The following is a 9,576-nucleotide window of genomic DNA, read 5'->3' as shown; positions in this document are numbered from 1 at the left end:
CGTCGTACAAGTCAGGCGGACAGCTGCCGTGCCTGGCGAGACTCGCTTCGCTCGTCTCGCTGGCACCGGGCTCACTGGGTTCGGCCAGTACGTCGTCGATACGTCGACGAACCCGCGGCGCTTACGCGAACAGCTGCCGCGCGTCGTCGATGGCGGCCACGAGCTTGTCGACCTCCTCGCGCGTGTTGTAGACGTAGAAGGACGCGCGGGCGGAGGCGGCCACGCCGAGTTTGTCGTGGAGCGGCTGGGTGCAGTGGTCGCCGGCCCGGATGGCCACTGCCGAGTCGTTCAGGATCGAGGAGAGGTCGTGGGCGTGGACCGACTCGAGGTTGAATGCAACTAGACCGCCGCGTTCGGTGCCCGCCGGCGGGCCGTACGTCTCGACGTCGCCCGTGGCCTGCAGCTGTTCGAGGGCGTACTGGGCAAGGTCGTTCTCGTGGCGTCGGATACGGTCCATCCCGATGTCGTCGAGGTAGTCACAGGCCGCCGCGAGCGCGATGCCCTGGCAGATGGGGGGCGTGCCGGCCTCGAACTTCCAGGGGAGGTCGTTCCACTTCGAGTCCTCGAAGGTGACCTTCTTTATCATGTCGCCGCCGTAGAGGTACGGCTCCATCTCCTCTAGGATGTGTTGCTTGCCATAGAGGACGCCGATGCCGGTCGGCCCCATCATCTTGTGGCCGGAGAACGCGAGGAAGTCGGCGTCGATGGCCTCGACGTCGACGGGGCGGGTGGGGACCGACTGGGCGCCGTCGACGAACATGTAGGCGTCGTGGTCGTGGGCGATGTCCGCGAGTTCCGAGACGGGGTTGATGGTCCCGAGCGTGTTCGAGACGTGGACGGCGCTGACCATCTGCGTGTCGTCGGTGATGCACTCGCGGGCGTGGTCCATGTCGAGCTGGCCGTCCGCGTCGATGCGGATGTACTTGCAGGTCGCGCCGGTGCGCTTTGCGATCTGCTGCCAGGTGACCAGCGAGGCGTGGTGTTCCATCTCGGTCAGTACCACTTCGTCCTCGGGGCCGAGCTCGTTGAGCCCCCAGGCGTAGGCGACGAGGTTCTCGCTCTCGGTGGTGTTCTTGGTGAAGATTATCTCCTCGCGGCCGCCCGAGGCGCCGACGAACTCGGCGACTCGGTCGTGGGCCTCCTCGTAGGCGATGGAGGCCGCCTGGCTAAGCTGGTGGAGGCCGCGGTGGACGTTCGCGTTGGTTGTCCGGTAGTAGTCCGCGATGGTCTCGACGACCGGCTCGGGGGTCTGGCTCGTCGCCCCGTTGTCCAGGTAGACCAGTTGCTGGCCGTCGAACTCGCGCTGAAGGATGGGGAAGTCCTCGCGTATGCGCTCGACGTCGAGCAGCGTGGATTCGGAGTGTCCCATTGGTTCGGTAGTGGGGCTGGACGGGCAACTTTCCTTCGGTTCGCCTAAACCTCGAGCCAGTCGCCGGGGGCTACCGCACGGACTCGTCCCGGCCGCCCGCGTCGGCGGGCTCCGGGTGGTCCAGCCCCAGCAGGCGGTTGTCCCAGACCAGGTCAGCAACGACGTGGGCGTACAGGACTACGGCCGTGAACACCGCGAGCGGTTCGCTGACGACCCAGAGCCCGCCCACCAGCGCGCCGGCGATCACGTGGTGGCTCAACAGCCGCTGGAGGGGCGTGAGGTCGCCCGGGTCGAATATTTCGTCCTGTGCCAGGACGACGAGCCGGGGATTCCGGAGACAGCGCCGCACCGCCGTCCACTCGCCGGTCGTGAGGCGGGCCACCACGAAGTGGTCGACGTCGATGGCGACGCCGACGACGACGGCGTAGCCCACCGCCACGGGCCAGGCAAACGGGAGCGGCAGCGCAAGCGTCCCGAGGAGGGCGACGACGACCGAGACGAGCGCGTGGTCGCGAGAGTACATACCGTCACCTCGGAGCGGGGGCCCGATAAGTGTCGGCGGCCGCGACGCTGCTGACCGCGTGGCTCGCGGTGGCGGCCGTCCTCCGGCGGTGCGCGAACGGGCTCGGACCCGGCTAGAGCCAGAGCAGCTGGGCGTGGCGGGTCCCGGCCACGTCCAGGACGTTCTCCTCGTCGACGAAGCCGTGCTCGACGGCGACGTCGACGGCCTCCTCGCCGACGATGTTGGCGACGCTACAGCGCGCGAGGCTGTCGACGACGGCCTGCTCGTCGACCTCGTCGCCGCCGTAGAACGACTCGTCGACGGTCAGCGTCACCGGGCCGTCCTCGAAGGTCTCGCCCATGACGTCCGGGTCACAGACCGACACCAGCAGCCCCTCGCTCGTCTCGCGTTCGTTGAGAATCATTCCAGCAGCTGCTCTTCGGCGTCCTGGCGCATCTCGTCGACCTCTTCGGCCAGCTCCTCGGCGCGGTCGTACTCGCCCAGCTCCTCGAGCGCGCGGGCCTTCTCCTCTAGTATCTCTGCGTTCCGGAAGCCCAGGCGGATGGCGTTGTCGAAGGCGTCGACGGCGTCCTCGGCCAGGCCACGCTCCAGCAGGAAGAAGCCGCGGTTGTACCACGCCTGCCCGAAGCGCGGGTCGATCTCGACGGCCCGCTCGGCGTGTTCCAGCGCCTGCTCGGTGCGGCCCGACTCCCACAGCGCGTACGCGAGGTTCGTCTCGGCCGTCGCCGCGTGGTCCGACTCCTCGTCCATCGAGAGGGCTTCCTGGAACGCGCCGATGGCGGCGTCCCACTCCTCGAGTTCGGCGTGGGCGACGCCCTTGTTGGTCCAGGCCTCCTGCCCGAGACGCTCGTCGTCTGAAAATCGGGCGACCCGTTCGAAGGTCTCTGCGGCCTGTTCGTGGCGGTTGATCTGCATGTACTCCAGGCCGACCTCGAGCAGCTGGTCGGCGTCGACCTCGTCGGACGGGACGTTGTGCCGGTCGAGCAGGTCGGTGAGGACCCGCGAGTCGACCGGGTCGACCTTGTCGGCGTCGACCTCGAACTCCGGGGGTTCGAGGTCGAACCCCTCGTAGGGATCGCCAAAGCCCTGGCCCTCGGAGAACGTGTGGTCTTCCGGGTCGTTGTCGGTCATAGCCATCGATTGTCGGCCAGCGGGGTTAAGGGCTACGTCACGGGCTCATAGTGACTGCTGTGAGTCATTTCGGTACCAACCGCACGACTACGTGCGGTCGTACCGGTAAACAGTCACAGCAATCACTATCAGTGGTCCGCGGCGGACTCGTCGTCGGTCGCCCACTCGGGGACGAAGACGAAGCTGGCGGCCAGATACCCGAGTGCGCCGACGGAGAGCGCGGCGCCGACCGGTGACAGCGTCGACCCGGCCAGGGCGGCGATCACCAGTCCGAGCGCCGTCACGACGACGGCGGTACACCGACGAACGGTACGGCGGAGGCGGGCAGCGTCGTCCATACCGGTGGCTGTGTCGCGACGGGAGTAAACCCTGGGGCACACCACCCACGACGAAGTGGCGGGGCCGCGTACCCCGTCGCATGGGCAAGCGACTGTTCGTCAGCGTCGACCTCGACGGCCTCGAAGACGCCGTCGCGGCGGTCCAGGAGCGGTTCGCGGATGCGAGTGGGCTCCGGCCGACCGACCCGGCACAGGCCCACGTCACGGTGAAGTTCCTCGGCGACACCGACCCGGACCGGATCGACGACCTGGTGACAGAACTGGAGCACGCGGTCGCAGACAGCGGCGTCGACCCGTTCGAGGCCCGATTCGGCGGGTTGGGGGTCTTCCCCTCGCTCGAGTACATCAGCGTCGTCTGGGTCGGCGTCCGCGAGGGCCACGGCGACGCCGAGCTGACGACGCTCCACGAGGCCGTCGAGGCGCGGACGGTGGCGATGGGGTTCGACCCGGAAGATCACGATTTCACGCCCCACGCCACGATCGCGCGGATGGACCACGCCGGCGGGAAAGACCTGGTCCAGAAGGTGGTTCGCAGTGCGGACCCCGACGTCGGCCGACTCGCGGTGGCGGAGCTGCGACTGACCGAGAGCGTCCTCACCGACGCGGGCCCGGCGTACCGGACGCTCGCGTCCGTCCCCCTCTAGCGCCGCAGGCCCGTCCCGACCCGCGGCAGCGACCCGGGGAGCAGGCGCGTGACCTGCCACTCCGTCCTCTCTGGGTCCAGTGGCACCATGTCGACGCGCACCGTCTTCCCCGGGCCCCGGACCTGCAGTTTCTCGCGGACCACGTCGTCGGCGAAGTCCACGACGTGGTAGCGCTTTCCGGTCCGGTCGTCGATGAGGGTGAGTTTGACGTCCGGGTCGCTCGCGGCGTCGACGATGTACGTTTCGGTAGTTTCTGACGCTTTCGTGCTCGACATGTAGTAAAAAACACCGAGTTCTATGCATAAACGTTGCCGTCTAGCCGGTGATACACGACTGTACAGTATAAGGTGTATTAATCGACGCCGGACTGGCCTTTAGGGGCGCCAAAATCTCTCGAGAATGTGACAATTCTTATGTCCCCCACTCGCCTAGGCCCGCTATGGTCGTCCTCGAGCACGTCGTGTTCGTCTTCCTGGCCGGACTGCTGACGGCGCTGGCGACGGGACTCGGGGCAGTGCCGTTCTTCCTGGTCGAGGAGTTCTCCGACCGGTGGAACGTCCTGCTGTGGGGGCTCGCGTCGGGAATCATGGTCGCCGCCTCGCTCTTTGGCCTCGTGCGCGAGGGGCTGGCGTACGGCTCGGCGGTACTCCTCGTCCCGGGGATGCTTGCCGGCGTCGTCCTGGTCGTCGTCGGCCACCGGATCCTCGACGGCGTCGACCACGGCCCGAAGAAGTACGAGCAGGCCGACTTCAAGAAGCTCCTGCTCATCCTGGGCGTGCTGACGGTCCACAGCTTCCCGGAGGGGGTGGCCGTCGGTGTCTCCTTTGCCGAGCTCGGCCTCGGGACGCCCTCGCCCGGGTCGGCCGTCGCCATCGCCGGGACGACGGTGCCCCTGCTCGCGGTGTTCATGACCGTCGCCATCTCCATCCACAACGTCCCCGAGGGGACGGCCATCGCCATCCCCCTTCGCTCGCTGGGCGTCAGCGAGTGGCGCATGGTCTGGTGGGCCGTCTTCTCCTCGCTCCCCCAGCCGCTGGGTGCGGTCATCGCCTACTACTTCGTGACGCTGGCCAAGGAGTTCCTCCCCTTCGGTTTCGGGTTCGCCGCGGGCGCGATGGTGTATCTCGTGTTCACGGAGTTCGTCCCGGAGGCCCTGGAGTACGGCGCCGACCTCCCCAGCGGCGGGTGGCGCGAACTCACCGTCGGGGGGACGGTGGGCGTCCTCGCGATGGTCCCGCTCGCGTTCGTCTAGAAGGGCAGCCGGTCGCGGATGACCGTGAGGTCGACGAAGGCCGTGAGCTCCTCGCCGAACTCGTCGACGCGCGTCTCCATCCGGTAGTTCGAGTGGTCGACCGCGAAGTAGTACGGCCCCGACGCCTCGAGCGGTTCGCGCGCTCCGCCGCTCTTCGTCGACGCCTCGTAGAGGTCGCCGCCGTCTTTCGGGAGCGCCGTCTGGCTGTACTCCGGATTGGCCGGCGGCGTCTCCGTCGGTTCCCGCCCCTGGATGTAGGCCTTGTACCGTTCGAAGGCCGCCTCGTCGGTAAAAAAGTACACGTCGAACGGCTGCTGGGCCCGGACGATGTACCGGAGTGCGCCCCCGGGGTCAGAGACGTCGGGAATTCCCGTCTCCATCCAGGCCCTGCCGGGTTCGACGTGGACGTCCTGCTGGACGGACACCACCACCTCGCCCCCGGTCCCGAGACACCCCGCCCCGGCGGTCGCCAGTCCTGCCCCCATCGTGCGTAACACCGACCGGCGGTTCATCGACTGGAACTCGGCCGGAATAACACTTAATTCCACGCTCGAAATTATAGCCGGTGATAACGCGCCGTGTGGCCGACGTGGATGGGTCAGGCCCCGACTCGGCCCCGAAAAGGAAGGAATTTAAGTCACGGTGCGAAAGGGACAGGATACCATGAGTAAGAAGTCGAAAGCCAAGAAGAAGCGACTGGCGAAGCTGGAAAACCAGAACAGTCGCGTCCCGGCCTGGGTCATGCTCAAGACGGACCGCGAGGTGCAGCGCAACCCCAAGCGACGCCACTGGCGGCGCAGCGACACTGACGAATAATGAGCGCGAGTGATTTCGAGGAGCGCGTCATCACGATTCCGCTCCGTGACGTCCGAGCCGAACCGAAGCACCAGCGCGCCGACAAGGCGATGCGCCTGATCCGCGCCCACCTCGCGAAGCACTTCTCGGTCGACGAGAGCGCGGTCCGCATCGACCCCTCGATCAACGAGTCGACGTGGGCCCGCGGCCGTGCGAACGTCCCGAGCAAGCTCCGCGTCAGAGCGGCTCGCTTCGAGGAAGACGGCGAGTCCATCGTCGAAGCCGAGACGGCAGCGTAACGTTGCTCCGCGCGGCTTTCTCCGGGTCGTCGTACGTCGGCGTCTTCGCCCGTGCGACCGACGACTGCGTGCTGGTCCGCCCCGACGTAGACGGGTCGCTGCGCGAGGACTTAGCCGAGGAACTGGAGGTCCCCGTCGTCCCGACGACTATCGGCCAGTCCGGCACCGTCGGCGCGCTGGCGACGGGCAACGCGAACGGACTGCTGGTCACGTCACGCGTGCGCGAGACCGAAATCGAGCGCATCCGGGACGTCGTGGACCTGCCCGTGACCGAACTGCCGGGCCGTATCAACGCGGCCGGCAACGTCGTCTGCTGTAACGACACCGGCGCCTACGTCCACCCGGACCTCTCTCGCGAGGCGGTCCAGGCCGTCCGAGACGGCCTCGACGTCGAGGTCGAACGGGGCGTCATCGGCGGCGTCAACACCGTCGGCACCGCCGCCGTCGCCACCAACAACGGCGTCCTCTGTCACCCGAAGGCCACCGACGGCGAACTCGACGCCCTGGAGGACGTCCTGGGTGTCCCCGCCGACATCGGGACAGTCAACTACGGCGGCCCGCTCGTGGGGTCGGGCCTGGTCGCCAACGACTACGGCTACGTCTGTGGCTCGGACACCTCCGGGCCGGAACTTGGCCGCATCGACGCGGCGCTGGGCTACCTCTGAGCGTCGCGGTCGTCACCGCTTTCGCTCTCGCGACCCCGTCTTTGACCTGGCGCTCTCGTGCTCAGGACGGGTGCTGGTGACTCAACCGCTCGCCGACGACGCCCGGGACGGGGGTCCCGCAGTCGGTGCACTTCCACGTCCGGGAGGTGCCGTTTGACTCTTTGGTGAGGTCCTGTCTGAACCTGAGCGTCGCGCCACAGACACAGCGGTGGGTGGCTGGGCTCATAGTCGCCCTAGGGCCGGCGGGTGCAAAACGTTCGCCCCGCTCAGAGGGTCGCCAGCGTCACGGCGTTGACCGCGACGACGAGCAGCGAGACCCACGCGAACACCGACAGCACGACGGTCGCGTACCGGTCGGGCAGGGCGGCCCACAGGAGGACGACCACGACCAGCGCGCTGAACTTCAACAGGCCGATGCCCGGCGTCCCGTAGGTGGCGATGAAGGCCCGCGCGACGGCGTTTGCCTCCTGGAGGCCCAGGCCGAGGCCGACGATGGTGGTCACGATGTCGAAGACCGAGGCGAGGATGACCACGGTCCAGAGGACCGCGTGGGACTCGGAGAGCTCGCGGTGGACCGTCCAGACCCACGTCAGGTCCGACTCCTCGGGGAGCGTATCGCCGGGCACGGTTCTGCTCGCAGTCGACGGCCGGGTGCCTGATAAAACGACCCGCCAGCGCGTGGTATCGGTGCCCACGCCCCGAGAGCGGCCGAAGGGGAAGATACTTCCCTCTCGTGCACCCACCGATGGGTATGAGCACGTTCACAGTTCGCGGACGATTCCCGGCCCGTGACGGGTCCCAGGAGTTCGAAACGGAGGTAGACGCGCCCAACGAGGACGTCGCGACCGAGCGACTCTACAGCCTGCTTGGCTCCCAGCACAACCTCAAGCGCACACAGATCGAGATCGACGAGGTGGCAGCATGATGGGCGGCGGTGGCGGTGGCGGCGGCGGCCAGATGCAGCAGGTCGCCCAGGAGATCGAGCAGATGGAACAGGAAGTCGAGGCTATCGACGAGGAGATCGAGAACCTCCGACAGAAACAGACCGACATCGACGAGGCCATCGAGGCCATCGAGACGCTGGAGTCCGGGTCGACGGTCCAGGTCCCGGTCGGCGGCGACGCCTACATCCGCGCGACCATCGAGGACATCGACGAGGTCGTCGTCTCGCTTGGCGGTGGCTACTCCGCCGAGCGCGAACAGGACGGCGCCATCAGCACGCTCGAGACCAAACAGGAGACGCTCGACGACCACATCAGCGACCTCCAGTCCGAGAAGGCCGAAGTCGAGACGGAGATGGAGGAACTCGAACAGCAGGCCCAGCAGATGCAGCAACAGCAGATGCAGCAGATGATGCAACAGCAGGAAGAACAGCAGGGCGACGAGTAAGCAGGCGCCGATGTTCGACGGACTGAAAGACAAACTCGGTGGGTTCACCAGCGACGTCGAGGAAGACGTCGACGAGGAGGCGGTCGAGGCGGTCGAGGCGGTCGACGAGGCCGACGAGGCCGACGAGCCGGTACCCGACGCAGAGGCCACGGATGCTGACGCCGGGGCGGTGACAGACGAGAGCGGCGACTCTGAAGCGACGGCCGAGGCCGACGCGGCAGCGGATGCCGAGGAGACCACCCCCTCGACGGCGGCGGACGACATCGACGAGTCCGGGGACGCGGGCGGCCGGAGTCTCACCCAGAAGGCCAAGATAATGGCCACGGGCAAGACCGTCATCGAGGAGGAGGACCTCCAGAAGCACCTCGACGACCTGGAACTCGCCTTGCTGTCCAGCGACGTCGAGATGGGCGTCGCCCAGGAGATCCTCGAGGGCGTCAAGGAGAACCTCACGGGAAAGACCCGCCGGCGCCTCTCGAGTACGGGCAACCTCGTCAGGGACGCGCTGCGCGAGGCGCTGTACGACGTCATCAGCGTCGGCCAGTTCGACTTCGACGAGCGGGTCGCCGAGGCCGACAAGCCGGTCGTCATCGTCTTCACCGGCGTCAACGGCGTCGGGAAGACGACGACCATCGCCAAGCTGGCGAAGTACTTCGAGGACCGCGGGCTCTCGACGGTGCTGGCCAACGGCGATACCTTCCGTGCCGGCGCGAACGAGCAGCTCCAGAAGCACGCCGACACCCTCGAGAAGAAACTCATCACCCACGAGCAGGGCTCGGACCCGACGGCGGTCATCTACGACGCCGTCGAGTACGCGAAGGCCAACGACGTCGACGTCGTACTGGGCGATACGGCCGGCCGACTCCACACCAACGACGGCCTGATGGACCAGCTGGAGAAGATCGACCGCAACATCGACCCCGACATGACGCTGTTCGTCGACGAGGCCGTCGCGGGCCAGGACGCGGTCAACCGCGCCCGCGAGTTCGACGAGGCGGCCGCCATCGACGGGGCCGTCCTGACGAAGGCCGACGCCGACCCGCAGGGCGGCGCGGCCATCTCGGTGGCCCACGTAACCGGCAAGCCAATCCTCTTTCTGGGGACGGGCCAGGACTACGACGACCTCGAGGCCTTCGACCCCGAGGCGATCGTCGACCGCCTGTTCGACTGA

Annotated in this window: 17 protein-coding genes; 8 read left to right on the top strand and 9 right to left on the bottom strand. The window is 67.4% G+C overall.

Features of this window, described 5'->3' with window-relative positions; all coding sequences use genetic code 11:
- Positions 1 to 121: 121 nt before the first annotated feature.
- From P1K88_RS00470 to P1K88_RS00450, 5 genes are all read right to left on the bottom strand, one after another.
- Entirely contained in the window at positions 122 to 1,369 is a 1,248-nt protein-coding gene (locus P1K88_RS00470) for an aminotransferase class V-fold PLP-dependent enzyme (RefSeq protein ID WP_276411687.1), read from the bottom strand.
- 70 nt (positions 1,370 to 1,439) lie between these two features.
- Positions 1,440 to 1,892: a hypothetical protein gene (locus P1K88_RS00465; RefSeq protein ID WP_276411686.1), complete on the bottom strand. Its 453-nt coding sequence runs from the start codon at positions 1,890 to 1,892 to the stop codon at positions 1,440 to 1,442.
- A gap of 112 nt (positions 1,893 to 2,004) precedes the next feature.
- Entirely contained in the window at positions 2,005 to 2,295 is a 291-nt protein-coding gene (locus P1K88_RS00460) for a DUF424 domain-containing protein (RefSeq protein ID WP_276411684.1), read from the bottom strand.
- Positions 2,292 to 3,023 carry a tetratricopeptide repeat protein gene (locus P1K88_RS00455; protein WP_276411683.1) on the bottom strand — a complete coding sequence of 244 codons (732 nt, stop codon included), beginning with the start codon at positions 3,021 to 3,023 and terminating at the stop codon, positions 2,292 to 2,294. Before P1K88_RS00455 ends, P1K88_RS00460 begins: the two co-directional genes overlap by 4 nt.
- A gap of 128 nt (positions 3,024 to 3,151) precedes the next feature.
- A complete protein-coding gene (locus tag P1K88_RS00450; RefSeq protein ID WP_276411681.1) occupies positions 3,152 to 3,361 on the bottom strand; it encodes a hypothetical protein in 210 nt (69 codons plus the stop codon).
- A gap of 80 nt (positions 3,362 to 3,441) precedes the next feature.
- Between P1K88_RS00450 and thpR the strand changes: the two genes are divergently transcribed.
- Positions 3,442 to 4,005 carry an RNA 2',3'-cyclic phosphodiesterase gene (gene thpR / locus P1K88_RS00445; protein WP_276411679.1) on the top strand — a complete coding sequence of 188 codons (564 nt, stop codon included), beginning with the start codon at positions 3,442 to 3,444 and terminating at the stop codon, positions 4,003 to 4,005.
- On the opposite strand, the gene P1K88_RS00440 is transcribed toward thpR, so the two are convergent.
- Positions 4,002 to 4,280, bottom strand: a complete 279-nt coding sequence (locus P1K88_RS00440; RefSeq protein WP_276411677.1) for a DUF7999 family protein — start codon at positions 4,278 to 4,280, stop codon at positions 4,002 to 4,004. The two genes, thpR and P1K88_RS00440, sit on opposite strands and share 4 nt — an antisense overlap.
- A 164-nt stretch (positions 4,281 to 4,444) precedes the next feature.
- On the opposite strand from P1K88_RS00440, the gene P1K88_RS00435 reads away from it, so the two are divergent.
- Positions 4,445 to 5,257 (top strand): ZIP family metal transporter, encoded by an 813-nt coding sequence (locus tag P1K88_RS00435; protein ID WP_276411675.1) that lies wholly within the window; start codon positions 4,445 to 4,447, stop codon positions 5,255 to 5,257.
- Here P1K88_RS00435 and P1K88_RS00430 read toward each other — a convergent pair.
- Entirely contained in the window at positions 5,254 to 5,742 is a 489-nt protein-coding gene (locus P1K88_RS00430) for a hypothetical protein (protein ID WP_276411674.1), read from the bottom strand. The two genes, P1K88_RS00435 and P1K88_RS00430, sit on opposite strands and share 4 nt — an antisense overlap.
- Before the next feature lie 178 nt (positions 5,743 to 5,920).
- On the opposite strand from P1K88_RS00430, the gene P1K88_RS00425 reads away from it, so the two are divergent.
- The 3 genes from P1K88_RS00425 to P1K88_RS00415 are packed head-to-tail and all read left to right on the top strand — an operon-like array spanning position 5,921 to position 7,016.
- Positions 5,921 to 6,073: a 50S ribosomal protein L39e gene (locus P1K88_RS00425; RefSeq protein WP_276275507.1), complete on the top strand. Its 153-nt coding sequence runs from the start codon at positions 5,921 to 5,923 to the stop codon at positions 6,071 to 6,073.
- The gene (locus P1K88_RS00420; RefSeq protein WP_276411671.1) at positions 6,073 to 6,351 is read left to right on the top strand and encodes a 50S ribosomal protein L31e; all 279 of its coding nucleotides are present in this window, start codon (positions 6,073 to 6,075) and stop codon (positions 6,349 to 6,351) included. The genes P1K88_RS00425 and P1K88_RS00420 overlap by 1 nt, the downstream gene beginning before the upstream one ends.
- A gap of 2 nt (positions 6,352 to 6,353) precedes the next feature.
- The gene (locus tag P1K88_RS00415) at positions 6,354 to 7,016 is read left to right on the top strand and encodes a translation initiation factor IF-6 (RefSeq protein WP_276411669.1); all 663 of its coding nucleotides are present in this window, start codon (positions 6,354 to 6,356) and stop codon (positions 7,014 to 7,016) included.
- A gap of 61 nt (positions 7,017 to 7,077) precedes the next feature.
- Here P1K88_RS00415 and P1K88_RS00410 read toward each other — a convergent pair whose 3' ends face one another.
- Positions 7,078 to 7,242: a hypothetical protein gene (locus tag P1K88_RS00410; protein ID WP_276297168.1), complete on the bottom strand. Its 165-nt coding sequence runs from the start codon at positions 7,240 to 7,242 to the stop codon at positions 7,078 to 7,080.
- Between the two features lie 40 nt (positions 7,243 to 7,282).
- Positions 7,283 to 7,642, bottom strand: a complete 360-nt coding sequence (locus P1K88_RS00405) for a DUF5658 family protein (RefSeq protein WP_276411666.1) — start codon at positions 7,640 to 7,642, stop codon at positions 7,283 to 7,285.
- A 125-nt stretch (positions 7,643 to 7,767) separates the two neighbouring features.
- On the opposite strand from P1K88_RS00405, the gene rpl18a reads away from it, so the two are divergent.
- The 3 genes from rpl18a to ftsY are packed head-to-tail and all read left to right on the top strand — an operon-like array spanning position 7,768 to position 9,576.
- Positions 7,768 to 7,941, top strand: a complete 174-nt coding sequence (gene rpl18a / locus P1K88_RS00400; protein WP_276411664.1) for a 50S ribosomal protein L18Ae — start codon at positions 7,768 to 7,770, stop codon at positions 7,939 to 7,941.
- The gene (gene pfdA / locus P1K88_RS00395; protein WP_276411662.1) at positions 7,938 to 8,405 is read left to right on the top strand and encodes a prefoldin subunit alpha; all 468 of its coding nucleotides are present in this window, start codon (positions 7,938 to 7,940) and stop codon (positions 8,403 to 8,405) included. The genes rpl18a and pfdA overlap by 4 nt, the downstream gene beginning before the upstream one ends.
- A 10-nt stretch (positions 8,406 to 8,415) precedes the next feature.
- Entirely contained in the window at positions 8,416 to 9,576 is a 1,161-nt protein-coding gene (gene ftsY / locus P1K88_RS00390; protein ID WP_276411660.1) for a signal recognition particle-docking protein FtsY, read from the top strand.

Source organism: Haloarcula halobia (genome assembly GCF_029338255.1).
Classification (GTDB): Archaea; Halobacteriota; Halobacteria; order Halobacteriales; family Haloarculaceae; genus Haloarcula; species Haloarcula halobia.
The sequence above is the reverse complement of the archived record's forward strand: the minus strand, read 5'-3'. Positions and strand labels throughout refer to the sequence as shown.